The organism is Halomonas sp. I1, assembly GCF_032334135.1.
Lineage (GTDB): Bacteria > Pseudomonadota > Gammaproteobacteria > Pseudomonadales > Halomonadaceae > Halomonas.
The window spans coordinates 32777-59316 of sequence record NZ_JAVXUS010000011.1 but is presented as its reverse complement, the minus strand read 5'-3'; the positions used below and the strand labels follow the sequence as shown (position 1 = coordinate 59316).

The window sequence follows — 26540 nt, the reverse complement described above, 5'->3', positions numbered from 1 at the left end:
TTACCACGACTCAGGAGATTGTCGTAAATGCTGGACTTCTTCATTTCCCCGGCCCTGGCCCAGGACGCCGGTGGCGCGCCGGGCGGTGGCATCGCCCAGATCGTGATGCTGGTCGGCTTCGTGCTGATCTTCTACTTTCTGCTGTGGCGCCCCCAGGCCAAGCGGGCAAAGCAGCACAAGAAGTTGATCGCCGGCCTTTCCAAGGGTGACGAGATCGTCATCGGCGGTGGCATGCTGGGCCGTATCACCAAGGTCAGCGAGGACAGCGAGTTCCTGTCCATGGAAGTCGCCGAGGGCACCGAGGTCAGCGTGCAGAAGAATGCCGTGGCCACCGTCCTGCCCAAGGGCACGCTCAAGTCCATCTGATCGGACACGCCCGCGCCGCCATGCTGCGCGGGCTGCCCTGCGACCACCGAGGCGGGGCCCGGCCGACCGGCTCCGCCCGGTGCTCGTGATGACGCAACGCCCGTCTCCATCATCAGCAACCTGAGGGCAGGGCCCCCATGCTCAACCGTTATCCCCTGTGGAAGTATCTGCTGATACTCCTCGTCCTCGTCGTCGGCCTGATCTACGCTCTTCCCAACCTCTTCCCCGAGGATCCGGCGGTTCAGATCAGCAGTGACAGCGGCGAATTCACGCTCGACGAACGACGACTCGATCGTCTCGAGACCTCCCTGCAGGAAGCGGACATTGCCATCCAGTCCGTCGAACGCCAGCCCAAGAGTGTCCTGATCCGTATCGAAAACGCCGACGACCAGGCCAGAGCACGCGACCTGCTCAGCGACTCGCTCGGTGAAGACTATGTAGTGGCACTGAACCTGGCCGAATCCACGCCTGGCTGGCTGGAATCGCTGTCCGCCTCGCCCATGACACTCGGCCTCGATCTGCGGGGTGGTGTCCACTTCCTGCTCGAAGTCGACATGGGTGCCGCCATCACCCAGCGCCTGGAGTCGGATGCCAGCGCCATGCGCACCACCTTGCGCGATGAGCGACTGCGCTACCGCAATACCGAGCTCGGCGAGCGCTCGATCAGCATGGACTTCATGAACGCCGAAGACCGTGACGAGGCGCGACAGTTGATCGCCCCCGAATATCCCGAATTCGAGTACAGCAACGTCGAGCGGACGCGCGGTGCCGGTCTGGAGATGACCCTGACCGATGCCTCCATCGACGAAATTCAGGACTATGCGGTCAACCAGAACCTGACTACATTGCGCAACCGGGTCAACGAACTGGGCGTTTCCGAGCCTCTGGTGCAGCGCCAGGGGCCGAATCGCATCGTCGTCGAGCTGCCGGGAGTCCAGGATACCGCCGCCGCCAAACGCATCATCGGCGCCACGGCCAATCTGGAGTTCCGCCTCGAGGCGCGGCCCGATACGCCCGATTCCGAAACCGAGGCCTTCCCGTTCCGCAATAACGAGGCACGCACCGCGACCCTGATGCAGGACGTGATCATTACCGGTGACCGGGTCTCGAACGCCAACCGCAGCTTCGATGAGAATGGCCGCCCTCAGGTCAATATCGACCTCGACGGTACCGGCGGCACCCTGATGAACCGCGCGACCCGTACCAACATCGGGCGCAACATGGCGGTACTGTTCATCGAGCACAACTCCCGCGAGCGCACGGTGATGGAGAACGGCGAGGAAACCACCGTTCGCACTCAAAGCACCGACCGCGGCATCATCAGCCTGGCCACCATCCAGAGCGCGCTGGGCAACAGCTTCCGCATCACCGGCCTGGAGTCGCCCACCGAAGCGGCCGACCTGGCGTTGCTGCTGCGCTCCGGCTCGCTGGCCGCGCCGATGTACTTCGCCCAAGAGCGCACCATCGGCCCGAGCCTCGGCGCCAAGAACATCGAGCGCGGCATCCTGTCCGTTCAGGTCGGCCTGCTGCTGGTCGTGCTGTTCATGCTGGTGCGTTACCGGGTGTTCGGGGTGTTCGCCAATATCGCCCTGGCGCTCAACCTGACCCTGCTCGTCGCCGCCATGTCACTGCTCGGCGCCACCCTGACCCTGCCGGGCATCGCCGGTATCGTGCTGACGCTCGGCATGGCGGTGGACGCCAACGTCTTGATCTTCGAGCGTATCCGCGAGGAACTGCGTAACGGACTCTCGGTGCAGCAAGCCATTCACGCCGGTTACGAGCGCGCCTTCTCGTCGATCGTCGACGCCAACATCACCACCCTGCTGGTGGCGTTGATCCTGTTCTCGATCGGCACCGGGCCGGTCAAGGGCTTCGCCGTGACGCTGTCACTGGGCATTCTGACCTCGCTGTTCACCGCACTGCTGGTGACCCGCGCCATGGTCAATCTGTGCTACGGCGGCAAACCGCTCAAGAAGCTCTGGATATAAGAGGTGGTCATGCAATCCCTCATCAATCGACAGTTCGACTTCATGGGCAAGCGTCGCTATGCCTTCATCGTATCGGCGGCGATGCTGCTGGTATCGGTGGTCGCCATGCTGCTCCAGGGACTCAACCTGGGGCTCGACTTCACCGGCGGCACCCTGGTCGAGGTGCGCTACGCCACGGCGCCGGCGCTGAACGCCGTGCGTGAAACCCTGGAAGCCGCCGGCTTCCAGGACGTTGCCGTGCAGACCTTCGGCGCCTCCACCGAGGTACTGATTCGCCTGCAGCAGGCCTTCGATGCCGGCGTCGGCGACCAGGTCGTCGAGCTGCTTCGCCAGGGCGGCAGCAATGTGGACCTGGTGCGCGCCGAGTTCGTCGGCGCCCAGGTCGGCGACCAGCTGCGCGACCAGAGCGGCATGGGCATGCTGGTGGCGCTGGGCATCGTCATGCTCTACGTGGCCTTCCGCTTCCAGTACAAGTTCGCCATCGGCGCCCTGCTGGCTCTGGTGCACGATGTCATCATCGTGGTCGGCGCCTTTGCGCTGTTCGGCTTCGAGTTCGACCTGACGGTACTGGCCGCGATATTGGCGGTGATCGGTTACTCGCTCAACGACACCATCGTGGTCTACGACCGCATCCGCGAAAATATCCGCAAGTCGCGTATCGACGACATGCCGGCGATCTTCAACGAGTCCATCAACCAGACCCTGTCGCGCACCCTCGCGACATCCGGCACCACCCTGCTGGTGCTGCTGGCCCTGGTGTTCCTGGGCGGCGACATGATCCACTTCTTCGCCGTGGCGCTGCTCATCGGCATCACGGTCGGGACTTTCTCGTCCATCTATGTCTCCGCCGCCCTGCTGCTGCCGCTCAAGCTGCAGCGCGTGGACCTGATGCCGGCGCAGAAGGAGGACGCAGAAGCCGAGGAAGAGCTGCCCTGATCGATCGCACACCGGCAACCTGACGAAAAAGAGCCACCCGGCAGCATGCCGGGTGGCTCTTTTTTCATCTCGATATATCGACGGCGTCGCCGAGGCGCCACCGTTCCTCCCTAGGCGACACCCTGAGCGTCGGCATCAGGACGAAACACTTCCCGGGCATGATGGTACAGCACACCGGCATAACCGTTGCGCTGCATCACCTTGAGGATCTTGGCGGGGTTCTCGTCGTCGAGGGCGCGACGCAGCTTGTCACGCTGCTCGTCATCGAGGGCCTCGTGCCAATGGTACGGCTCGCCATTCGCGCTGGCCGCCTCGGCACGACGCATCAAGTCCATCTCGACGCGTCCACCATAGCGGTACAGGAGGTCATAGCCTTCCTGGAGGTGCAAAGCAGGCACATCACAGGGCTTTTCCAGGCTTTCCAGCACGTTGTAGTAGTAATAGCTGAGCGGTTGCATCGTCACTCCTCTCGCGGGTGGTGTTCATGGTCCGGCAGGGCCGGCGGCATGAAACCGATGACCGGAACGGCCACCGGATACCTTCAACGTACACCGACTCATCGATCTCGAACAGTCTCGAGAACGTTACGAGATGTTGTCACGACGCCCAAGTCCGACAGGGGCCGATCAGAAGTGAGGCTTGAGCTGTTTCACCAGCGTCTTGTACAGGCGCGGGCCGGCGGCCATCAGCGGTTGACTGACCGACACCGACGGTTGTCCATCCGGCGTCCCCATCAAGGCGCCGGCCTCCTTGAGCAGCAGCGAGCCAACCTGCAGGTCCTGTTCATCGAGCCCGAGAACGAAGGCTGCATCGGCACGCCCCGACGCCAGCTCGGCCATGTCCAGCAGGCCGCTGCCGGATGCCCGCATCAGCTCGACGCGGGGGGCCAGCTGCTGTGTCAGGGTCAGGTGGGCGGGCAGCAGCCGGGAGCGCAGTTCGCTCTCGGGCAGCCCCATGGCAATGCGTGCGCCGTCGATCGTGTAATGCTTGGAGACACGAATACGCTTGCCATTGAGCTGGGCACCACGCCCACGGCTCATCAGGTATTCGTCATCGCTGAACGGGCAGATCACCACCGCATGCTCCGGACGACCCTTGACCAGGCATACCAGCGACAGTGCGAAGCCGGGGGCGGCGACGGAGAGATTGGAGTATCCATGAACGGGTTCGATGCGCCACAGCACATCGCGGCCTTCGCCCTCGCCTTCGCGATGCGGCGTATAGCGGCCAACGACACCATGTTGCGGATAGCCGCGCGACAACTGACGCAGGATCAGTGTTTCGGCATTGCGGGCAGTATCCTCGAGCAACTTGTCGAGATTGTGTTCTTCATGAGCATTTTCGATGCGCTCGCGAATGCGCAGAAATTGCTCGCCGGCACTGCGCGAGGCACGCAGTGCGAATTGGACCATCGGATGCATGATCGGGCCTTGGGGAGTCTCGGTGATGTTAAAGAACGGGTCGGCGCGCATCCTAGCAGAAGCACGGGTCCTGCGCCATGCACTCGAAACCCAAAGCATACGAGAGGCGAGAGGCGAGATACGAACCCCGAAAACCGCCTCCAGAGCGGCAACTCCCTGCTCGTGGCTCGTGGCTCGTGGCTCGTGACTCGAAGCTCGAAGCTCGAAGCTCGAAGCCAGCATGCTAGACTGCGCCTTCCCCGACCTTCAACAGCCTTCAACCGGAAGTTCCCCATGCTCGAGCGCATACGCATCGTCTTGATCGGCACCAGCCACCCCGGCAACATCGGCGGCACCGCCCGTGCCATGCACAACATGGGACTCGAGGACCTGGCCCTGGTCGCGCCACGCTGCGAACCGCTCACCGCGGATACCGTCTCCAGAGCCTCCGGCGCCGACACCCTGGTCCATGGCGCTCGCACGGTCGATAACCTGGAAGACGCGGTCGGCGACTGCACTCTGGTGGTAGGCGCCAGTGCTCGCTCGCGCACCCTCCCCTGGCCGATGGTCACCCCGCGCGAACTGGGCGAGCGCCTGCCGACCGAGCTGGCAACGCCCCAAGGCCGGGTCGCCCTGGTCTTCGGGCGCGAGGACAGCGGCCTGACCAATACCGAGATGCAGCGTTGCCATGCCCATGTGCACATCCCTACCAACCCGGACTTCAGCTCTCTGAACCTGGCCGCCGCTGTCCAGGTGCTGGCCTACGAGTGCCGACTGGCCTGCCAGGCCGAGGCACCTGACACCACCGAGACCGACCCGGCACCGCTGGCGACACACGAAGAGCTCGAGCATTATTTCGCGCACCTGGAACGCACACTGGTCACCATCGGTTTTCACGATCCGGCCATGCCCCGCCAATTGATGGCACGGCTGCGCCGCTTCACCCTGCGAGCCCGCCCGGAGCGCATGGAGCTCAACATCCTGCGTGGCATCCTCTCCGCCACGGAGCGCCAGGCCGAACATCATAAAGACGAGTGAAGCTTCGCTTGAACCCCGCTCGAGCGACCCCCACTATGAAAGACAACGACTCGCCCTCACCCAAGGATCGCCGCATGTTTCAACGTCTGCGCGAGGACATCAACAGCGTTTTCGACCGTGACCCGGCGGCACGCAACTTCCTGGAAGTCCTGACCAACTACCCGGGCCTGCACGCGCTGTTGCTCCACCGCCTGAGTCACTGGCTCTGGCACCGCAATCTCAAATGGCTGGCCCGGACCCTCTCGACCCTGGGACGCTGGCTGACCGGCATCGAAATCCACCCCGGCGCGAGCATTGGCCGACGCTTCTTCATCGATCACGGCATGGGGGTGGTGATCGGTGAAACCGCCCAGGTCGGCGACGATGTCACGCTCTATCAAGGCGTGACGCTCGGCGGCACCAGCTGGAATCATGGCAAGCGCCACCCGACCCTGGGTGACGGCGTGATCGTGGGCGCCGGCGCCAAGATCCTCGGCCCCTTCACCGTAGGTGCCGGCGCCAAGGTCGGCTCCAACGCCGTGATCACCAAGGAGGTGCCGGCCGGCGCCACCGTGGTGGGCATTCCCGGCAAGGTGGTGCAACGCAGCGACCCCGACAAGGAAGAAGCGCTTCAGGTCGACCCCGAGCGCCGTGAGGCCATGTGCCGCAAGTTCGGCTTCGATGCCTACGGTGTCAGCCAGGACATGCCCGACCCGGTGGCACGTTCCATGCAGGCGATGCTCGACCACATGCATGTCGTGGACGAGCGCATCGAGCGAATGTGCTCCACTCTGCGGCAGATCGATGCCAGCTTCCGCGACGGCCAGCTGCCGGAACTGCGCGACGAGGATTTTGCCGACATCCTCGATGACGTCGACAGCTGCTGCCCTCCGCCCGAGGAAAAGCGCACGCCCGCCGAAGGCGAGACATCCGACAAGCCACGCCACAAGCGCGCAGAGGACACGGTGAGCGACCGCCACGGTAATGGTTGACCGCTGCACTGGGTCTTTATCATAATGCCCCATCAATACGGCGCCGCCATCGGCGCCGTGACGCTCAACGACCACCGACGACCGCACCGGTGCCGAGGTGAATGCCCCATGCGCCTGACCACCAAGGGACGCTACGCCGTCACCGCCATGCTCGATCTGGCGATGCATGCCGACAATGGGCCGATCTGCCTCGCCGATATTGCCAAGCGCCAGGAAATATCGCTTTCCTATCTTGAGCAGTTGTTTGCCCGACTGCGGCGTAACGGCCTGGTGGACAGCGTGCGAGGCCCCGGTGGCGGGTACCTGCTGACCCTTTCACCGGAAGCCATCTCGGTAGCGCAGGTGATCGACGCCGTGGACGAGTCGGTGGATGCCACCCGCTGCGGTGGCCTGTCGGATTGCCAGCAGGGCGAGACCTGTCTCACCCACCACTTGTGGAACGAGTTGTCCGAACAGATCCACGGCTTTCTCGACGGCGTTACCCTGGGCCAGCTGGCCCGTCGCGACGAATTCCGGACCATCGCCACGCGGCAGCGCCGTGTGGCCGACAATCAGATCCCGGCCTCATCGCCCTGAGCCGACGGCACGACCGTCTCCGATTCGCTTTCACCGACCCGAGCCCATGAGCGCACCCATTTATCTCGATTACGCCGCCACCACTCCGGTCGACCCCAGGGTCGCCGAGGTCATGAGCCGCCACCTGACGCTCGATGGCGTCTTCGCCAATCCGGCCTCGCGCAGCCACATGCCCGGCTGGCAGGCCGAGCAGGCCGTGGAAAGCGCACGCCGGCAGGTCGCCGACCTGATCGGTGCCGATCCTCGCGAGATCGTGTGGACCAGCGGCGCCACCGAGGCCGACAATCTGGCACTGACCGGCATCATGCGCGCCAACCGGGAAAAGGGACGCCACCTGGTGACCTCGACCATCGAGCACAAGGCGGTCATCGACACGGCCCGGGCCCTGGAAACGGAAGGCATCGAGGTCACCTGGCTGACGCCCGGAGAGGACGGCTGCATCGCCCCCTCTGCGCTGCGGGACGCCCTGCGCGACGATACCGTCCTGGTCTCGTTGATGGCGGTGAACAACGAACTGGGGTCGGTCAACGATCTGGCAGCACTGGCCCAGGTAGCGCATGCCGGCGGCGCCCTCTTCCACACCGACGCCGCCCAGGCGGTGGGGCGCCTGCCGCTGGATGTGGCACAGAGCGACATCGACCTGATGTCGCTCTCCGGCCACAAGGCCTATGGCCCCAAGGGCATCGGGGCGCTCTACGTGAAGCGCGCCCCGGATATCCGCGTGGAGGCACTGATTCACGGTGGCGGACATGAACGTGGCATGCGTTCGGGCACGCTGCCGACCCACCAGATCGCCGGCATGGGGGAAGCCTTCGCCATTGCCGGACGCGAAGGCGAGACCGACCAGGCCCGCATCCAGGCCCTGCGCTATCGCCTTCTCGCCGGAATCGACGACCTCGACGGCATCCGGCTCAACGGCGCCGGCGAGGCTGTCGTGCCCAACATTCTCAATCTGGCCTTCACCGGGGTCGATGGTGAGTCGCTGCTGATGGCACTGCGTGACATCGCCGTGTCCACCGGTTCGGCCTGCAACTCCGCCAGCGTCGAGCCGTCCTATGTATTGAAGGAAATCGGCGTTCCCCGGCAGTTGGCGCTGGCCTCGTTGCGTTTCAGCCTCGGCCGCTTCACCACCGAAGACGATATCGACCGTACCATCGCCACTCTGCGGCATGCCCTGACCGGGCTGCGCCGCTAATCTCATCGAGCAGGAGGCCACCATGGCGAACCTTTCCATCACTACCGCCGCCGCCGAACAGATCCACCGGGTGCTCGACGAGCGTGGACACGGCCTGGGCCTGCGGGTCACCGTCAAGCCCAGTGGCTGCTCGGGCTACAGCTATGTACTCGACTTCGCCGACGAGGCATCGAATGATGACGTGGCCTTCGAGGAACACGGCGTCAAGGTCTTCGTCGCCCCGGACGCCCTGGAAATGCTCGATGGCAGCGAAGTCGACTATGTCTCGGAAGGGCTCAATCGCTTCTTCCGATTCAACAACCCCAACGTCAAGGATGAGTGCGGCTGCGGCGAAAGCTTCAGCGTCTGAGCGCACCATGTGAGGCGAATTGTCCATCACCACCTCGGGGCGGTATACTCTGCGCCCATTCGGCTTCGGCGCGTGGCGCCGAAGCGCACGAATCTCAAGCCCAGCGCCGCCCTGGACCCCCGGGGCGGCGCTGGGCTGTCACTGCCTGATACCCAGACTGGAGAACACGCCACATGGCCACTGAACGCACCCTGTCCATCATCAAGCCCGACGCCGTCGCCAAGAATGTCATCGGCGAGATCGAAAGCCGCTTCGAGAAGGCCGGCCTGCAGATCGTCGCCGCCAAGATGCTGCAGCTCTCCCAGGCGCAGGCCGAGGGTTTCTATGCCGAGCACAAGGAGCGTCCCTTCTTCGGTGACCTGGTCGGCTTCATGACATCCGGTCCGGTCGTGGTTCAGGTGCTCGAAGGCGAGAACGCCATCGCCGCCAATCGCGACCTGATGGGGGCCACCAACCCCAAGGAAGCCGAGGCCGGCACCATTCGCGCCGACTATGCTCAGTCCATCGACGCCAACGCCGTCCATGGCTCCGACTCGCCGGAGTCCGCGGCACGCGAAATCGCCTACTTCTTTGAAGACGGCGAGATCTGCGCCCGCTGAGGGATGGTTGATTTATTGTTGCGCCCCGGCGGTGCCCCACCCGGCACCGCCTGCGACATGAATCAGCAGTTCCCTTGTGGAATGGCAGGTATTCTGCCGAGCGGGGGCGAAACGCCCCCGCACCTTGCCCCAACGACCCGCTGACTGCCCATGACCGCTGATACCGTCCCACAACGCCTCAACCTGCTCGGCATGACGCGCGAGGAAATGGAAGCCTTCTTCCTTTCCATCGGCGAGAAGAAGTTTCGCGCCGCCCAGGTGATGAAATGGATTCACCAGGAGGGCTGCAGCGACTTCGCGTCCATGACCAACCTGTCCAAGGCCCTGCGTACGCACCTTGCCGAGGTCGCCGAAATACGCGGACCGGGCGTGGTCTACGAGGGCACCTCCAACGATGGAACCCGCAAGTGGGTCCTGGAAGTGGAAGACGGCAGCTACGTCGAAACGGTACTGATTCCGGCCGACAATGGTAAGCGCCGCACACTCTGCGTCTCGTCCCAGGTCGGCTGTTCGCTGGATTGCAGTTTCTGCTCCACGGGCAAGCAGGGCTTCCAGCGCAACCTCACCGCCGCCGAGATCATCGGTCAGGTGTGGGTTGCCAGCAACAGCTTCGGGCCGCGCCACGATACGGCCAACCGACCTGTCACCAATGTGGTGATGATGGGTATGGGCGAGCCGCTGCTGAATTATGACAACGTCGTGCCGGCGATGAAGCTGATGCTCGACGACAACGGTTACAGCCTCTCCAAGCGCCGCGTCACCCTGTCCACCTCCGGGGTGGTCCCGATGCTCGACCGCCTGGGCGACGAGCTCGACGTGAGCCTGGCCATTTCGCTGCATGCCGCCAACGACGAGCTGCGCAGCGAACTGGTGCCGCTCAATCGCAAGTACAACATTCGTACCCTGCTCGACGCCTGCCAGCGTTACCTGGCCAAGTGCGATGACACCCGAATGGTCACCATCGAGTATACCCTGATCAAGGATGTCAACGATCAGCAGGAACATGCCCGCCAGCTCGCCGAGCTGCTGCAGGAACTGCCCAGCAAGATCAACCTGATCCCCTTCAATCCTTTCCCGCACTCAGGGTACGAGACACCGTCACGCAACCAGGTGAAGCGTTTCCAGCAATGGCTCGCCGACCTCGGTTACACCGCCCCGATCCGCTCCACCCGTGGTGACGACATCGACGCGGCTTGCGGCCAACTGGTGGGGCGCGTCAAGGACCGTACGCGTCGTCACGAGCGCTACATCCAGTCGATCCAGCTCGACGCCGATTGAGCCGGGTCATGTCTTGACTTCATTCGGGCACGACGCTTTGATGGTCAAGCTTTTTTCACCATCGGTCAGGCGTCGTGCCGCCCGCCGCCACGACGCCCCAACGAGGATGCCATGACGGGTCGCCCGAGCCTCGACGGCTACCGACAGTACCGCATCGCGGTCCTTTTGATCGGTGCTCTCTGGCTAAGTGGTTGTGCCATGCGCGCCGACCAGCCCCCGCGAGATGCTGACCCTGCCGAGGCCTATACGCGTCTCGGCGAGGCCTATCTGGCCCGTGACGACCTGCCTCGCGCTTCCCAGGCACTAGGTCGTGCGCTGGAACTGGCACCCGATGATGCCGAAGCGCGACAGGCGATGGCCATCGTGCATCAGCGCCGGGGCGACGATGACCTGGCCGAAGAGAATTTTCGTGCGGCGCTGCGTGACGCCCCCGATCTTGCCCGGGCACGCAACAACTACGCCGCCTTCCTGTATGATCGGGGACGTATTCGAGAGGCGTGCCATCAGCTACAACGTGCGAGCGAGGACACTCATTACGCCAACCGGGCTCAGTTGCTCGTCAATCTGGGACGTTGCCAACGCGCAATCGGCGACGAAGCGGCAGCGCGAGCCAGCTTCGAGCACGCCTTGCGCCTTGATCCCGGGCGGCCCGACAGCCATCTGCGCCTCGCCGAGCTCGATGTCGCACAAGGACGGTTTGCAAGCGCCGAGCGGCACCTGGAACGCTACCGGCGTCAAGCGGGCCCCGATGCGGCATCGGCTCGTCTGGCCGACGCTATCGCTCGCGCCCATGGCGGTCATGATCGGCCGACAACCTCGCGAGGCACGCCCTGAGCCCTGTTTTCCAATGAAGGATGCCACGCCATGAGCGACACACCCCTCCAGGACCCCGACGCCGTCACGCCCCAGGCCTCGCCTGGCGAGCTGTTGCGTCGGGAGCGGGATGCCCTGGAACTATCGCGCGAGGAGGTCGCCGCGGCCCTCAACCTGCGCCCGGCCGTGATCGATGGCCTGGAGAGTGACAGTTACGAGGAGATCCCGATCGCCACCTACCGGCGCGGCTACCTGCGTAGCTACGCCAACCTGCTCGGCCTCGACGAGGATCGGGTCCTGTCGGCCTACAAGGCCCACTTCGGGAAGGACGACCTGGAGCAGAAAGTCACTCCCGTGCACATCGTCAACAAGCCCCCCTCGCGAATCGGGGCCTGGCTGTTTCGCCTCGCCACCCTGGTGGTCATCGCCGGCCTGATCGGCCTGACGCTGATGTGGTGGCAGAGTCGCGGCGGCAGCCAGCCGCCATCGCCCAGCGACAGCGCGCCAGTCGCCGTCGACGGCCTCGACGGCAGCACCGCTGTCGCCGAGAGCGGTACCGGTGATACGCCGTCTCCGGCCCCCGAGAACGGTGCCGAGGCGCCGGCCGAAACCGTGGGCGATGCTTCACAGGCGGCGGTACCGACGGACGACCAGCCAAACCTGCTGGGCGCCACCGACGAGTCGCCGGTCGCCGAAGCACCGACCGAAACGTCGACGCCCGAGGCATCAACGACAGAGGCAACAGATGCGTCGTCGGCAGACGACAGCAGCTCAACCGACGAGGCCGCCACCGACGACGATGCCGCCACCGACGCCGAAGGCACAGACGTTGCCGCGTCCGATCAGGCGACGCAGGCCGATCCTCGGGTGCTGAACCTGACCTTCAACGAACAGTCCTGGACCGAGATCTTCGACGCCAACAACCAGCGTGTCTTCGTCGGTCTGCAGGAGCCGGGCACCACGGCTCGTGTCGAGGGTGATCCACCCTTTCGGCTGACCGTGGGCAATGCGACCGGCGTCGAGCTCAGCTGGGGAGACGAGACCGTCGACCTGAGCGAACGCGCCGGCGCCAACAATGTCGCTCGATTCACCCTGGGAGAGTGAGTCTCATGCACGCACCATCGCCCATCCAACGACGCCAATCTCGCCGCATCCATGTCGGTGACGTACCGGTCGGAGGCGGCGCCCCCATCTCCGTGCAGAGCATGACCAATACCGACACGCTCGACGTCGACGCCACCGTGGCGCAGATCCAGCAGCTGGAGAACGCCGGCGCCGACATCGTGCGCGTCTCGGTACCGACCATGGACGCCGCCGAAGCCTTCGGGCGCATCAAGCGTGCCGTGAACGTCCCTCTGGTCGCCGACATCCACTTCGACTACCGCATCGCCCTGCGCGTCGCCGAACTCGGTGTCGACTGCCTGCGCATCAACCCGGGCAACATCGGTCGCGAAGACCGTGTCGCCGCGGTGGTCAGTGCCGCCCGCGACAACGGCATCCCGATTCGCATCGGGGTCAATGCCGGTTCCCTCGAGAAGGACCTGCAGAAGAAATACGGCGAGCCGACCCCGGCGGCACTGGTCGAATCCGCCATGCGCCACATTGATCACCTCGATCGCCTCGACTTTCCCGATTTCAAGGTCAGCGTCAAGGCGTCCGATGTGTTCATGGCAGTGGCCGCCTACCGGGAGCTTGCCTCGCGCATCGAGCAGCCCCTGCACCTCGGCATCACCGAAGCCGGCGGCCTGCGTTCAGGCACCGTCAAGTCCTCCATCGGGCTGGGCATGTTGCTGATGGACGGCATCGGCGACACCATACGTGTCTCGCTTGCTGCCGACCCGGTCGAGGAGGTCAAGGTCGGCTTCGACATGCTCAAGAGTCTGAGCCTGCGGGCCAAGGGCATCAACTTCGTCGCCTGCCCGAGCTGCTCGCGACAGAACTTCGATGTCATCGGCACCATGAACGCCCTCGAAGAGCGCCTGGAAGACGTGCTCACGCCGCTTGATGTCTCGGTCATCGGCTGCGTGGTCAACGGCCCGGGCGAGGCCAAGGAGAGCGACATCGGTCTGACCGGCGGCAGCCCCGCCAACCTCGTCTACATCGACGGAAAGCCGGCCAGCAAATTGCGCAACGACCACCTGGTCGACGATCTCGAACGCTTGATTCGTGACAAGGTCCGCGAGAAGCAGCAGGCGGAACAGGACGTGATCGCCCGGGACGCCTGATCCCGGCACGTGAAGGAGCCATCATTGAGCAAGAACATCCAGGCCATTCGAGGCATGAACGACCTGCTGCCGGCGCAAGCGCCCCTGTGGCAGTACTTCGAACAACAGGTCCGCGCGCTGATGGGACGTTACGGGTATGACGAGATCCGTACGCCCGTCCTCGAGCAGACCTCACTCTTCAAGCGCTCCATCGGCGAAGTCACCGACATCGTCGAAAAGGAGATGTATACCTTCGAGGATCGCAACGGCGACAGCCTGACCCTGCGCCCCGAGGGCACGGCAAGCTGCGTGCGTGCCGCCATGGAGAACGGTCTGCTGCACAACCAGACCCAGCGTCTCTGGTATCAGGGGCCGATGTTCCGTCATGAGCGTCCCCAGAAGGGCCGCTATCGCCAGTTTCATCAGATCGGCGTGGAGACCTTCGGCCTCGAGGGGCCGGACATCGATGCCGAGGTAATCCTGCTGTCGGCCCGCCTGTGGAAACAGCTCGGCCTGTTCGAGCACGTCACCCTGGAGCTCAACTCCCTGGGGTCGCCGGAGGCCCGCGCCGCTTACCGCGACAAGCTGGTGAGCTACTTCGAGGCGCATCTCGATGTGCTTGACGAGGACTCTCGCCGCCGCCTGTCCACCAACCCGCTGCGCATCCTCGATTCCAAGAATCCGGCCATGGCGGACATGCTGGCCGAGGCCCCGCGCCTGATGGATCACCTGGACGACGAATCCCGGGAGCACTTCGAGCGCCTCACCGCCATTCTCGACGCCGCCGGTATCGAGTACGTCATCAATCCGCGCCTGGTGCGCGGGCTGGACTACTACTCGCGGACCGTCTTCGAGTGGACCACCGACGCGCTGGGCAGCCAGGGCACGGTATGTGCCGGCGGTCGCTACGACGGTCTCGTCGAGCAACTCGGCGGCAAGCCGGTACCGGCGGTCGGCTTTGCCATGGGCATCGAGCGGCTGATCCTGCTGCTCGAGACCCTGGAGCTCGTCCCCGATGCTGTCTTCGACACTCTGGATGTCTACCTCTTGCCGATGGGCGAGGCCGCCGAAGCCGCGGCCCTGGAGCTGGCCGAGCAGTTGCGCGACGCGCTGCCGGCGCTTCGTCTGCAACTCCACTGCGGTGGTGGCGGCTTCAAGAGCCGCATCCGCAAGGCCGACAAGAGTGGCGCACGCCTGGCCCTGCTGCTCGGCGAAGAGGAGCTCGCCGAGAACGTCGTGACGCTCAAGTTCCTGCGCGAGCAGCGCGAGCAGCGCCGCCTCGACCGTGATGAGCTCGCCTCGGCCCTCGCCGACCTCTTGTCGGAAGCCTGACGGACCGCATATCGAATAAGGAGGCCGCCCGTGGCGGAACTGAGAACCGAAGAAGAACAGCTGGAAGCCATCAAACGCTGGTGGAAGGAAAACGGCATTTCCCTGCTGGCCGGCGCGGCAATCGCCGCCGCCGGTGTCTTCGGCTGGAAGGCCTGGCAGGATTATCAGGCCGGCCAGGCCGAGGCCGCCTCCCAACGTTACCAGCAACTGCTGACCCTTAGCAGTCAGGATCAACTGGATGACGCGGCCCGCGGCCGAGCGGAGGAACTGGTCGCCACCCTCACCGAAGAGCACGGCGACAGCCTCTACGCCGACATGGCGCTGCTACTGTCGGCGCGCCTGTCAGTGGAAGGTGGCGATCAGGCGGCGGCACGCGAAGCCTTGGAAGGCCTGGTCGCCGACAGTGAACACGCCTACCTCACCGGCCTGGCACGGCTCCGGCTGGCGCGTCTTCAGGTTGCTGCCGACGAGGCCGACGCGGCCCTGGAGACCCTCGACGGCGCGATCCCCGCCACCTTGTCCGCCCAGCAGGCGGACATCCGCGGTGATGCCCATTTCGCCCTGGGCAGGACCGACCAGGCCCGCGATGCCTGGCGCGAAGCCCTGCGGCTCGCCGAAGACGGCGAGCGTCCGCTCTACGGCGTACAACTCAAGCTCGACAACCTGGGCGTTCAGGAGACCACGTCATGAAACCGACTCTGGCGATCGCCGCAACCGCGGCTCTGGGGCTGCTGGCAGGCTGCGCCGGCCAGGTGGATTCACAGCATCCACCCCGCGAACTGCAGGACATCTCTCACAGCACGTCCGTGAACACCCTATGGGACGAGCAGATCGGCGACGGCCCGGGCATGGGCGGCTACTCCCTCTCACCCGCTCGGGACGGCGATACGCTGTTCGCTGCCGATCAGCACGGCCTGGTGATGGCACTGGACGCCAACACCGGCGAGGTTCGCTGGGAACAGACACTCGACGATGGGGCGTCCAGTGCCCTGACCGCCGACGCCGGCACTGTCTATCTCGGCACTCGCAATGGCGAGGTCGTGGCCCTGGATCAGTCCAGTGGCGAAGAAATCTGGCGGTCGCGTGTCAGCAGTGAAGTGCTCTCCGCCCCCCAGATCAACAATCAACTGGTCGTCGTGCAGACCATCGACGGGAATGTCACCGCCCTGGAACGCGACAGCGGCGCGGAACGCTGGGTCTATACGACCTCACGCCCCTCCTTGACCCTGCGCGCCACCGGTACGCCGCGGATCATCGACGCTGTCACCTTCGCCGGCCTGGCCAATGGCCAACTGGTCACCATCGAGAACGGCAGTGGCCGTGCCCTCTGGGAACGTCGCATCGCCACGCCCGAAGGGCGCAGCGACATCGAGCGCCTGGTCGACCTGGCCGGCCAACCGGTGCTGACCCCCGATGGCCGTCTCTATGTCACCAGCTACAATGGCCGCCTGGTCGCCCTGCAGGCCACCAGTGGTCAGGTGCTGTGGTCCCGGGATGTGTCCAGCTATCAGACACCGGTACTGGTCGGCGAGACCCTCTACGTCGTCGATGCCGACAGCCACCTGGTCGCCCTGTCGGCCCGCAACGGCGACGAACAGTGGCGCCTCGACGATCTCGAGAGCCGCCAACTGACCGCCCCCGCCTTCGCCGATGGCCGCCTGGTGGTAGGCGATTTCGAGGGCTACCTGCACTTCATCGATGCCGAAAACGGTACCCTGGTCGGTCGCACCGAGATCGATGACTCCGGTGTCAGCGTACGCCCGCTCACCGATGGCAAGCGCGTCTATGCAATGGCCGACGACGGTAGCCTGGAGGCTCTGGAACTCAACCCATGAATCCCGTGATCGCCCTGGTCGGGCGCCCCAATGTGGGCAAATCGACCCTGTTCAACCGCCTGACACGCTCGCGCGATGCATTGGTCGCCGACTTCCCCGGGCTGACCCGGGATCGCAAGTACGGCAATGGCCTGCTCGGCGGCAAGTCGTATACGGTCATCGACACCGGCGGTATCAGCGGTGACGAGGAAGGCATCGATGCGGCCATGGCCGAACAGTCCCTGCAGGCCATCGACGAGGCCGATATCGTGCTGTTCATGGTCGATGGCCGCAGCGGCCTCAACGTGGCCGACGAAGCCATCGCCAATCATCTGCGCGTCAACCAGAAGAAGACCTGGCTGGTCGTCAACAAGACCGATGGCCTCGAGGAACACTCGGCCATGGCCGACTTCTGGCAGCTCGGCATCGGCGAGCCACGCCCCATCGCCGCGTCCCATGGCCGCAATGTCACTGCCCTGATCGAGGAGGTCCTCTCGCCCTTCCCCGAACGAGATGCCGACCTCCCTGCCGATACCGGCACCGCCGGCATTCGCATCGGGGTGATCGGTCGCCCCAATGTCGGCAAGTCGACGCTGGTCAACCGGCTGCTCGGTGAAGAGCGCGTGGTGGTCTTCGACGAGGCCGGCACGACCCGCGATGCCATCGAAATTCCCTTCGAGCGTCGCGGCAGTCCCTATGTGCTGGTCGACACGGCCGGCGTGCGACGCCGCAAGAATGTCCGCGAGGTGTCCGAGAAGTTCTCGATCATCAAGACCCTGGAGGCCATCAAGGAGTGCCATGTCGCCATCATGGTACTGGATGCCCGCAGCGGCCTGGTCGAACAGGACCTGCACCTGCTCGACTACGTGCTGACCAGCGGGCGAGCCCTGGTGCTGGCGGTCAACAAGTGGGATGGCCTGGAGAGCGAGGCCAAGGAACGCATGCGCGCCGAGATCAAGCGCCGCCTGGGCTTTGCCGACTATGCCGAACTGCACTTCATCTCGGCGCTGCACGGCACCGCAGTGGGCGATCTCTATCCCTCGGTCGAGCGAGCCTTCGAGTCGGCCAACAGCCACTGGTCGACCAATCGCCTGACCAACATCCTTCAGGATGCGGTGGAGCAGCACCAGCCGCCAATGATTCATGGCCGACGCATCAAGCTGCGCATGGCCCACCAGGGCGGTACCAACCCGCCGATCATCGTGGTTCACGGCAACCAGACGTCCTCGCTGCCCGAAGCCTACAAGCGCTACCTGACCAACACCTTCCGCAAGGTGCTCAAGGTGCGCGGCACGCCGATGCGCTTCGAGTTCCGTTCCGGCAAGAACCCCTACGACAACATGGCCGGCGCCAACGATCGCGAGAAGGCCAAGAAGCGCGAGCTCGACCGCACCCGGTCGGCGCGGCGCGGTCGGCGCTGACCCCCTCCGCCTCACGCCCGATATCTTCTCTTTTTCCTTTCTCACGCAGAAAAAACCTTGCCCCGCACGCCGACCATTGCCCCTGGTGAAGGGTCGGCGTCGTCATTCGTTTTGCATGGGCCCGGCATGACTTGACGATTTTTCTGCTGTAGACGCCTTTCGAGGCCCACCCTCCGACGCGCCCCGATAATTCGCCCTGAAGCGTGATTTCACCGAGCATTTCCCCCTGATAGCGCCACCCCATCACCACTTGTAGACTGCTTTCGTCACCGGTCGGCCATGGTGGGCCAACCTCCTCCAGACACTGCTTTACCAACAAGAATGCGGAGGCATCTACATGGAAAAACTCGCGAAACAGCTGGGATTGCGCACCGATCCCACCATCTTCTTCGTCTCGGCGGGCCTGATGCTGCTGTTCCTGCTGGCCCTGGTCATCGCACCGGACATCATTGGCGATATCTTCGCCGACGGCCGTGAGTGGGTCGTCACCAACCTCGGCTGGTTCTTCATCTTCGGCGTGAGCATCTGGCTGTTGTTCCTGCTGTGGGTAGCGCTGAGCCGTTACGGCAACATCCGCCTCGGTGGCGATGATGATCGCCCCGCCTATGGCAATATTTCATGGTTCACCATGCTGTTTGCCGGCGGCATCGGCACCGTGCTGATGTTCTGGGGGGTGGCCGAACCCATCTTCCATTTCTCCACGCCGCCCCATGGCGATATCGAGCCCCATTCGGTGGAAGCCGCCCGGGAAGCCATGGGCTTCTCCCTCTACCATCTGGGCCTGCATACCTGGACGATCTTCACCCTGCCGGGCCTTGCCTTCGCCTACTTCGTCTATCGCTATGATCTGCCCGTCAGGGTCAGTTCGGTCTTCTACCCGTTGATCAAGCAGCGCATCTACGGCCCCATCGGCAAGACCATCGATATCTTCGCGGTACTCGGTACCCTGTTCGGTGTCGCGGTTTCCATCGGTCTCGGCACTTCGCAGATCAACGCGGGGCTGTCGGAGCTGTTCGGTGTCTCGGACGGCGTGACCACCAAGGTCATCATCATCGTCGTGCTCACGGCAGTGGCCGTGGGGTCCATCGTCGGCGGCCTCGACAAGGGGGTGAAGATGCTGTCGAACCTCAACATCGGCATGGCGACGGGCCTGATGGTCTTCGTGCTGCTGACCGGTTCGACGGTCTTCCTGCTGCGCGGCATCATCGAGACACTGGGCATTTATATCTCCAATATCGTGCCGCTGGCCTTCTGGAACGATACCCTGGCGCAATACACCAGCGAGGACGGCCGCTGGGGCTGGCAAGGCAGCTGGACGGTCTTCTACTGGGCCTGGACCGTCACCTGGTCCCCCTTCATCGGCCTGTTCGTGGCGCGCATTTCCAGGGGACGCACCATCCGCGAATTCGTGCTGGGCGTTCTGTTTGCTCCCTCGCTGTTCACCCTGGTGTGGTTCGCCATCTTCGGCTGGTCGGCCATGCAGATCGACGGCATCGGCGAGATCGCCCGGGCCGAGCTCGGTGAACAGGCCGGGGCCATGACCGCCGCCGTCATGGAAAGTGTCCCCCTGGCGATGTTCGCCTTCTTCGAGCACTTCCCCGCGGCGACCCTGATCCAAGGCCTGGCGGTGGTGATCGTGGCAATCTTCTTCGCTACCTCGTCGGATTCCGCCTCGCTGGTGATCGACCTGCTGTGCACCGGCGATACCGATCCGGGCCCGGTCCATCAGCGCGTATTCTGGGGGATATCCGAGGGCGCGGTGGCCGCCATGCTGATCGTGCTGGCGGGCGATGCCGGGCTGGAGGCACTGCAGCAGGTCATCACCGTCATCGGTCTGCCGATCTTCGTGATGACCTTCGCCATGGTCTTCGCCCTGCTCCGGGGCTTCTTCAACGAGGACATGGCGGTCGTCCGCCCCAAGCGGGCACCCTCGCTGGACAACTTCTGACCACCTTCAGACCGTGCCAGCGCAGCAAATCGGCGCCGCCCGCCCGGGCGGCGCCTTGCGTTCCGGTCGTGCGTCACGCGTCGAGGCGCAGGCGACCGACCCACTGACAGGCGAACTGCCAGGCCACGCGGCCACTTCGCCCCCCTCGCAAGGTGGCATAACGAATCGCCTCGGCACGGGCCTCGTCATTCCAGTCCCCCTCATCACCCAACCAGGCGACCCAGTGCACACAGGCATCCAGGTAGGTCGCCTGATCGAAGGGCCTGAACCCCAGCCAGAGCCCGAAACGGTCCGAGAGCGAGATCTTCTCCTCCACGGCGTCACCATGGTGCAGCTCCTCGCCTACCAGACGAGAGTCATCATTGTCGCTCATCGACTCCGGCAGCAGGTGGCGACGATTGGACGTGGCATAGAGCAGGACATTCTCCGGCGGGCCTGTCAGGGCACCGTCGAGCACGCTCTTCAGCGCCTTGTAGGCATCGTCATGCCCCTCGAAGGAAAGGTCGTCGCAATAGACCACGAAACGGTGGGGCTCACCACGCAATCGTTCGACCAGTACCGGCAGGGCCGCCAGGTCATGGCGATCCACCTGCACCAGCCGAAGCCCCTCCTCGGCCAGATCGTTGAGCAGTGCCCGTACCAGCGACGACTTGCCGCCGCCTCGGGCCCCCCACAGCAGGGCGTGGTTGGCGGGATAACCACGCAGGAAGGCTCTCGTATTGTCGACCAGCGCCCGCTTCTGCCGCTCGATCCCCAGTAGATCATCCAGGCGAAGGGCATCCCTGGGCGGCACTGGCGTCAGGTTGCCGCCCAGGGGATGTCGCTGCCAGAGAGCCGCCACATCACGGTGCCAGTCGACCGCTGCCGGCGTCGGCGGCAACCAGGGCTCCACCCGTTCCAGTACGCCGAGCAGACGCCTGGCCAGTTCATCATCCATCACACAATTCTCCCATCCTGCTGTCGTCCAGCTTGCCATCACATCTTCCCGAGCGGGGCCGTCATCGCGACAGGCACCAAGGGAGCATGATGACATATTCTGTATGCATCCCTGCCGCATGCGATACGCTCACGCTTGGTTGACCCACCTGGCAGGCACGGTATCTTGTCACCAAGCACCGCCCCGCCCGGGGCCAATCCACGGAGGAAGCTACCATGCGCTGGATGCACTGCCTCGCTGTGGGAGCGCTCGGCGTTTCCCTGGCAGCCTGCACGACCTCGCCGACCGGACGTTCGCAACTGATGTTGATGTCCGACCAGGAACTCGACCAAATGGGCGCCAAGGCGTTTGCCCAATATCAACAGGAACGAACAACTGTCGGCGGCGCACCGCTGCAACATGTGCAGTGCATCACCGGTGCCGTGGTGCAGGTGCTACCGGCCGAAGCCCGTCAGGAGCAGTGGCAGGTCCGCGTCTTCGAAGACGACGCGGCCAACGCTTTCGCCCTGCCCGGCGGCTACGTCGGCGTGAATACCGGCCTGCTCGACATCGCCACCAACCAGGATCAGGTCGCCTCGGTCATCGGCCACGAAATCGGACACGTGCTGGCCCACCATGCCAACGAACGCGCCTCGACCCAGAGCGCCACCCAGATCGGCATGACGGTTGCTTCGGTAGCCGCCGCCGCGGCCGGCATTCAGGGCCCGACGCATGACGCGGCCATGTCGGCATTGGGCATGGGGGCTCAGTACGGTGTCCAGCTGCCCTTCTCGCGCAGCCACGAGAGCGAGGCCGACGAGATAGGCCTGCAGCTGATGGCCCAGGCCGGCTTCGACCCCCGCGCCAGCATCGAACTGTGGCGCAACATGAGCAAGGCCGGCGGCGGGCAGCCACCGGAGTGGATGTCCACCCACCCGAGCCACGGCAGCCGCATTGCCGACCTGCAGGCCAACATGGACACGGCGTTGGCCAGTTATCAGCAGGCCCGGCAGTCGGGTCGTACACCCGACTGTCAGTAGCCTCCACGACCCAGAGGTGTCACAGCGAGCGACGCAGGCTGTCCAGCACCGGCGCCACATCGGGACGCATGCCACGCCACAGCAGGAAGGACTCGGCGGCCTGGCCGACCAGCATGCCCAGGCCGTCGACCCCCCTGGCACCGCGTTCGCCGGCCCAGCGCAGGAAGACGGTAGGCTCGCTGCCATACATCATGTCATAGGCGACCCCGCCCTCGGCGAAGAGGTCGTCGGGCAAGGGCGGCAGGTCGCCGGCGAGGCTGGCACTAGTGCCATTGATGACCAGGTCGAAGGGACCGCGCACGGTGTCGAAGCCGCCACCGGCCACTTCGCCGAGATCCGCGAAATCGGCGGCCAGGGCCTCGGCCTTGGCCGCCGTACGATTGGCGACCAGCAGGCTGGATGGCCCCGCCTCGAGCAGTGGCTCAAGCACGCCGCGCACCGCGCCTCCGGCGCCCAGCACCAGGATGCGGGCGCCGGCCAGGACGACCTCCTGCCGACGCAGGTCACCGACCAGCCCCAGACCGTCGGTGGTGTCGCCCCTGGTGTGTCCTTGCGCATCCACGACCAGGGTATTCACCGCCCCGGCCCGGCGCGCTCGTTGGCTGAGCGTGTCGCAGAGTCGATGCGCTTCCTCCTTGAACGGTACCGTGACATTGGCCCCCCGGCCGCCATCGGCGGTGAAGGTCTGCCAGGCACCGGCAAAGTCGTCCAGTGGCGCCTCGATGGCGACGTATTCGAGCGCCTCCCCGGTCTGCTCGGCGAAGGCGGCATGGATCGCCGGTGATTTCGAATGACCGACGGGATGGCCGAAGACACAGTACCGATCACTCATTGGCCTTGCTCCTCTCGGGCCGCCTCACCGAGCCAGTCCCGGGGGCGAAGATAATCACTCAACTCGGCTTCGGGGCTGCCCGCCTCGGGCTGCCAGCCATACTCCCAACGCGCCAATGGCGGCATCGACATCAGGATCGACTCGGTACGCCCTCCGCTCTGCAATCCGAACAGGGTGCCGCGATCCCAGACCAGATTGAACTCCACATAGCGCCCGCGACGGTACAACTGAAAATCGCGCTCGCGCTGGCTCCAGGACGTATCGCGCCGTCGTCGCACGATGGGCAGGTAAGCCTCGAGGAAGCTGTCGCCCACCGCACGCTGAAAGTCGAAGCAACGCTCGAAGCCGCCCTCGTTCAGATCGTCGAAGAAGAGACCACCGACGCCCCGCGTCTCGTCGCGATGCTTGAGCGTGAAGTAATCGTCGCACCACGCCTTGTAACGCGGATAGACGTCATCGCCGAAGGGCGCGCAGGCATCCCGTGCGACACGATGCCAGTGGCGCACATCGTCGAGCACGGGATAGAAGGGCGTCAGGTCATAGCCGCCTCCGAACCACCAGACCGGCGCCTCGCCCGCCTTCTCGGCGATCAGGAAGCGCACGTTGCCATGGCTGGCGGGCACATGAGGGTTCTCCGGATGCAGCACCCAGGAGACGCCCACCGCATGGAAGCCCCGCCCCGCCAGTTCAGGCCGAGCGGCCGAGGCGGCAGCCGGCAACGCCGCGCCATGTACATGGGAAAAGTTGACGCCGCCCTTTTCGAACACCGCGCCATTTTCGATGACCCGGGAACGGCCACCTCCGCCTTCTTCGCGATGCCAGCTATCCTCGCGAAAGACGGCTCGTCCGTCCTCGGCGGCCAGGGCATCGCACAGGCGGTCCTGCAGATCGAGCAGGTAAGTCTTGACGTCATCGAGATGCGCGTGGGCCACGAAGCCTCCTCGGATTGCGACAGGGGGAAAGCATGGAAATGAAACAAGAGATGACGAGCATCAGGCCCGCAAGACCCGGCCGGTCGCCAGGTCGCGGATGGTACTGGGACGCGCATGGCCGCCCAGGGGACCGTCGAGCAAGGCATCCAGCTCGTTGCCGAAGATGCGACGTACCGCCTCGGCGCTCATCGCCGAGGACTCTCCGGCGCGGTTGGCCGAGGTCGATACCAAAGGACCCCCGAAGGCGCGGCACAACTCGACGACCAGCGGGTGGTCGCTGACGCGCAAGGCCACCTGGTCGTGTTCTCCCCGGACCAGCTCCACGGCGCGCCCGTTATCGGGCACCAGCCAGGTCGTGGGTTGCGGTTGCGGCTCGGCAAGCACCGCACGGCGATCCTCCGATAGGCCCTCGAGCCAGGGCGCGAACTGGTCGAGGTCGGCGGCTACCAGGATCACACCCTTGGCGGGGTCCCGACGCTTGAGATGCAGCAGGCGAGCCAGGGCCGACGTATCGTCGGGGCTGCACCCCAGCCCCCAGACGGCTTCGGTGGGATAGGCGATCACGCCGCCCTCGCGCAAGGCGGCCACGGCGGTGTCAAGGGAACTGGCCTCAGGCATGGCGATACATCCGAACGAACTGACGACGTCGGCCGATTCTAGCATGGCCCCGGCGACGTCGGCAGGCGTACCCAGCCGCCCGCCGCCTGACTCGCCCGTCCTTCCAGCGCCAGCGACAACAGATGACGCTGGCAGTCAACGACCGATAATCCGGTCAGATCGACCAGGGCATCCACCGGAGTGGGCGTATCGCTGAGCCAGGCCAGCAGAGGGTCGGTGCCGGTTGCCTCCTCCGTGGTGCGACGATTCACCACGGGTGAGACACCCCATTGAGCGAGCTCGGCGAGGATGTCATCCAGGTTCCTCACCAGGGCAGCCCCTTCCCGGATCAAGTGCAGACAGCCACGTACCTGAGGGTTGTGGATCGAGCCGGGAAGCGCGAAGACATCACGCCCCTGCTCGACCGCCAGCCGGGCGCTGACCAACGAGCCACTGCGCTCGGCGGCCTCCACTACCAGCACCCCCTGCGATAGGCCGGTAATCAGACGGTTGCGACGAGGAAAGAACCCCGCCCTCGCCCGGGTGCCCGGCGCATGTTCGGAAAGCAGCAGACCACCTGGCTCGTGCAGCCGTTCGTAGAGACGCCGATGACGGGCCGGATAGATCACATCCACCCCACAGCCAAGCACCGCGATACTTCGGCCGCCGGCCTCCAGGGCTGCCTGCTGGGCGATGCCGTCGATGCCCAGCGCCATGCCGCTGACCACGCACCAGCCTCGCTCGACCAGGCCACGGGCAAACACGGCAGCGTTGCCACTGCCCTCCCGGGTCGGGCGCCGAGTACCCACCATCGCCAGGCGTGGCGCTTCCAGGGCGTCGAGATCGCCGAGTGCCCACAGCACCGGCGGTGGATCGGCAATCTGACTCAAGACATCGGGCCAGGATGGGTGGCCGGGATACAACAGATGGCGATCGGGCGAGGCATCGAGCCAGTCGAGTTCGGCCTCGACCTGTGCCGCCAACGGACTCTGTGCGGGATGATCGAGATATAACCGCAGGGCCTGGGAGGCCGGCCTCGGCAGAGCGGCCAACCAGCCAGCCGGCCAGGACGGATCTCTCGCCGTCAGTTCAGCGAGTCGCGCCGCCCCCATGCCCGGTAGCAGGGACACGGCCAGCCAGTCCGTGGCGTTGTGCTGCATGGCGGCTCTCCTTGCCCGAGTCGACAGTGGTCCCCGGAACATCGCCGAGATGCTATAGTCGAACCCTATCGAGGCGATGCATGCCGGGTGGTTTTCCCCTTGCACCTCGCCTCCTAGAATAGACGTATATTTCGCATGACTGTACAACGGTGACCCTAACGCCATGGCCAAACTTCCCATCCTCGAATTCCCCGATGAACGGCTGCGCACCGAGGCCGCCGAGGTCGAAGCGGTCGACGACGAGGTGCGACAACTGGTCGACGACATGCTCGAGACCATGTATGACGCCCGTGGCATCGGCTTGGCCGCCACCCAGGTGGACGTGCATCGCCGGGTCATTGTCATGGATGTCAGCGATGATCAGCGCACGCCTCTGGTGCTGATCAATCCCGAATACACGCCGATCGGCGACGAGCGCGAACCGATGCAGGAGGGCTGTCTGTCGATTCCCGAGTATTACGCCGAAGTGCCCCGCGCCCTGAAGGTGAAACTCGAGGCACTGGATCGCAACGGCGACGCCTATGAGCTCGAAGCAGAAGGGTTGCTCGCCCACTGTATCCAGCATGAATGCGATCACCTACGCGGCGTGCTCTTCGTCGACTACCTGTCGCCGCTCAAGCGCGACCGTGTCATGAAGAAGATGCAAAAGCGCCACAAGCAGCAACAGCCGGCCTGACGCCCCCGGCGCTGTCGCCATCGGGTCTGACGAGGGACACCGGGGACAAGCCGAAGCGGTTGTCCCACCATGCATCCGGGCAGTGCCGTCGTTGATGGCACTGCCCTTCGTCGTTTACGGTCGGCTCCGTTATCATAAGGGGCATCCATTTCGGCAAGG

General features: G+C 64.8%; 27 protein-coding genes. 20 read left to right on the top strand and 7 right to left on the bottom strand.

Translation table 11 applies throughout. From position 1 onward, the window contains the following. The first annotated feature begins 27 nt into the window (after positions 1–27). The 3 genes from yajC (at position 28) to secF (ending at position 3290) form a co-directional block, all read left to right on the top strand. Complete coding sequence (gene yajC / locus RSO41_RS12265) at positions 28–366, top strand: preprotein translocase subunit YajC (RefSeq protein ID WP_315619412.1); 339 nt, start codon at positions 28–30, stop codon at positions 364–366. A gap of 137 nt (positions 367–503) precedes the next feature. Further along, positions 504–2354, top strand: a complete 1851-nt coding sequence (gene secD, locus RSO41_RS12260) for a protein translocase subunit SecD (protein WP_315619411.1) — start codon at positions 504–506, stop codon at positions 2352–2354. A 9-nt stretch (positions 2355–2363) separates the two neighbouring features. Beyond that, positions 2364–3290, top strand: a complete 927-nt coding sequence (secF, locus tag RSO41_RS12255; protein ID WP_315619409.1) for a protein translocase subunit SecF — start codon at positions 2364–2366, stop codon at positions 3288–3290. A gap of 110 nt (positions 3291–3400) precedes the next feature. Here the strand turns inward: secF and RSO41_RS12250 are convergent, their stop codons facing one another. Continuing rightward, positions 3401–3748, bottom strand: a complete 348-nt coding sequence (locus RSO41_RS12250; RefSeq protein ID WP_315619408.1) for a hypothetical protein — start codon at positions 3746–3748, stop codon at positions 3401–3403. A 168-nt stretch (positions 3749–3916) separates the two neighbouring features. Continuing rightward, positions 3917–4711: an inositol monophosphatase family protein gene (locus tag RSO41_RS12245; RefSeq protein WP_315619406.1), complete on the bottom strand. Its 795-nt coding sequence runs from the start codon at positions 4709–4711 to the stop codon at positions 3917–3919. 273 nt (positions 4712–4984) lie between these two features. Between RSO41_RS12245 and RSO41_RS12240 the strand changes: the two genes are divergently transcribed. The 15 genes from RSO41_RS12240 (at position 4985) to RSO41_RS12170 (ending at position 20228) form a co-directional block, all read left to right on the top strand. Beyond that, the gene (locus RSO41_RS12240) at positions 4985–5728 is read left to right on the top strand and encodes an RNA methyltransferase (protein WP_315619405.1); all 744 of its coding nucleotides are present in this window, start codon (positions 4985–4987) and stop codon (positions 5726–5728) included. 74 nt (positions 5729–5802) lie between these two features. Next, complete coding sequence (gene cysE / locus RSO41_RS12235) at positions 5803–6699, top strand: serine O-acetyltransferase (protein ID WP_315619404.1); 897 nt, start codon at positions 5803–5805, stop codon at positions 6697–6699. Between the two features lie 108 nt (positions 6700–6807). Beyond that, positions 6808–7275, top strand: a complete 468-nt coding sequence (gene iscR, locus RSO41_RS12230) for a Fe-S cluster assembly transcriptional regulator IscR (RefSeq protein ID WP_315619403.1) — start codon at positions 6808–6810, stop codon at positions 7273–7275. A 46-nt stretch (positions 7276–7321) separates the two neighbouring features. After that, the gene (locus RSO41_RS12225; RefSeq protein WP_315619401.1) at positions 7322–8470 is read left to right on the top strand and encodes an IscS subfamily cysteine desulfurase; all 1149 of its coding nucleotides are present in this window, start codon (positions 7322–7324) and stop codon (positions 8468–8470) included. 22 nt (positions 8471–8492) lie between these two features. After that, on the top strand, positions 8493–8819 hold the full coding sequence (locus RSO41_RS12220) for a HesB/IscA family protein (RefSeq protein ID WP_275285981.1): 327 nt from the start codon (positions 8493–8495) through the stop codon (positions 8817–8819). A 173-nt stretch (positions 8820–8992) separates the two neighbouring features. Then, positions 8993–9418 carry a nucleoside-diphosphate kinase gene (gene ndk / locus RSO41_RS12215; RefSeq protein ID WP_315619400.1) on the top strand — a complete coding sequence of 142 codons (426 nt, stop codon included), beginning with the start codon at positions 8993–8995 and terminating at the stop codon, positions 9416–9418. Between the two features lie 150 nt (positions 9419–9568). Beyond that, positions 9569–10696, top strand: coding sequence for a 23S rRNA (adenine(2503)-C(2))-methyltransferase RlmN (gene rlmN / locus RSO41_RS12210; protein ID WP_315619399.1), 1128 nt, complete (start codon positions 9569–9571; stop codon positions 10694–10696). 111 nt (positions 10697–10807) lie between these two features. Continuing rightward, positions 10808–11530, top strand: coding sequence for a type IV pilus biogenesis/stability protein PilW (gene pilW, locus RSO41_RS12205; RefSeq protein WP_315619398.1), 723 nt, complete (start codon positions 10808–10810; stop codon positions 11528–11530). 30 nt (positions 11531–11560) lie between these two features. Continuing rightward, positions 11561–12613, top strand: coding sequence for a RodZ domain-containing protein (locus RSO41_RS12200; RefSeq protein ID WP_315619397.1), 1053 nt, complete (start codon positions 11561–11563; stop codon positions 12611–12613). A 5-nt stretch (positions 12614–12618) separates the two neighbouring features. Further along, positions 12619–13734 (top strand): flavodoxin-dependent (E)-4-hydroxy-3-methylbut-2-enyl-diphosphate synthase, encoded by a 1116-nt coding sequence (gene ispG, locus RSO41_RS12195; protein ID WP_315619396.1) that lies wholly within the window; start codon positions 12619–12621, stop codon positions 13732–13734. Between the two features lie 24 nt (positions 13735–13758). Next, the gene (hisS, locus tag RSO41_RS12190; protein ID WP_315619395.1) at positions 13759–15045 is read left to right on the top strand and encodes a histidine--tRNA ligase; all 1287 of its coding nucleotides are present in this window, start codon (positions 13759–13761) and stop codon (positions 15043–15045) included. Between the two features lie 30 nt (positions 15046–15075). Continuing rightward, positions 15076–15735, top strand: a complete 660-nt coding sequence (locus tag RSO41_RS12185) for a YfgM family protein (RefSeq protein ID WP_315619394.1) — start codon at positions 15076–15078, stop codon at positions 15733–15735. Further along, positions 15732–16880, top strand: coding sequence for an outer membrane protein assembly factor BamB (gene bamB / locus RSO41_RS12180; protein WP_315619393.1), 1149 nt, complete (start codon positions 15732–15734; stop codon positions 16878–16880). The genes RSO41_RS12185 and bamB overlap by 4 nt, the downstream gene beginning before the upstream one ends. Beyond that, on the top strand, positions 16877–18280 hold the full coding sequence (gene der, locus RSO41_RS12175) for a ribosome biogenesis GTPase Der (RefSeq protein ID WP_315619392.1): 1404 nt from the start codon (positions 16877–16879) through the stop codon (positions 18278–18280). Before bamB ends, der begins: the two co-directional genes overlap by 4 nt. Before the next feature lie 337 nt (positions 18281–18617). Further along, entirely contained in the window at positions 18618–20228 is a 1611-nt protein-coding gene (locus tag RSO41_RS12170; protein WP_315619391.1) for a BCCT family transporter, read from the top strand. 73 nt (positions 20229–20301) lie between these two features. Here the strand turns inward: RSO41_RS12170 and RSO41_RS12165 are convergent, their stop codons facing one another. Next, positions 20302–21165, bottom strand: a complete 864-nt coding sequence (locus tag RSO41_RS12165) for an ATP-binding protein (protein ID WP_315619389.1) — start codon at positions 21163–21165, stop codon at positions 20302–20304. Positions 21166–21380: 215 nt separating this feature from the next. On the opposite strand from RSO41_RS12165, the gene RSO41_RS12160 reads away from it, so the two are divergent. After that, complete coding sequence (locus tag RSO41_RS12160) at positions 21381–22184, top strand: M48 family metallopeptidase (protein ID WP_315619387.1); 804 nt, start codon at positions 21381–21383, stop codon at positions 22182–22184. A gap of 19 nt (positions 22185–22203) precedes the next feature. Here the strand turns inward: RSO41_RS12160 and aroE are convergent, their stop codons facing one another. Genes aroE through dprA form a run of 4 tightly spaced genes read right to left on the bottom strand, consistent with a single transcriptional unit; the run spans position 22204 to position 25705 of the window. Further along, entirely contained in the window at positions 22204–23016 is an 813-nt protein-coding gene (gene aroE, locus RSO41_RS12155; RefSeq protein WP_315619385.1) for a shikimate dehydrogenase, read from the bottom strand. After that, complete coding sequence (hemF, locus tag RSO41_RS12150; protein WP_315619384.1) at positions 23013–23948, bottom strand: oxygen-dependent coproporphyrinogen oxidase; 936 nt, start codon at positions 23946–23948, stop codon at positions 23013–23015. Before hemF ends, aroE begins: the two co-directional genes overlap by 4 nt. Before the next feature lie 60 nt (positions 23949–24008). Beyond that, positions 24009–24566, bottom strand: a complete 558-nt coding sequence (locus RSO41_RS12145) for an L-threonylcarbamoyladenylate synthase (protein WP_315619383.1) — start codon at positions 24564–24566, stop codon at positions 24009–24011. A gap of 38 nt (positions 24567–24604) precedes the next feature. Continuing rightward, complete coding sequence (dprA, locus tag RSO41_RS12140) at positions 24605–25705, bottom strand: DNA-processing protein DprA (RefSeq protein ID WP_315619381.1); 1101 nt, start codon at positions 25703–25705, stop codon at positions 24605–24607. A 163-nt stretch (positions 25706–25868) separates the two neighbouring features. On the opposite strand from dprA, the gene def reads away from it, so the two are divergent. Then, positions 25869–26381: a peptide deformylase gene (def, locus tag RSO41_RS12135; RefSeq protein WP_315619380.1), complete on the top strand. Its 513-nt coding sequence runs from the start codon at positions 25869–25871 to the stop codon at positions 26379–26381. Positions 26382–26540 lie beyond the last annotated feature (159 nt).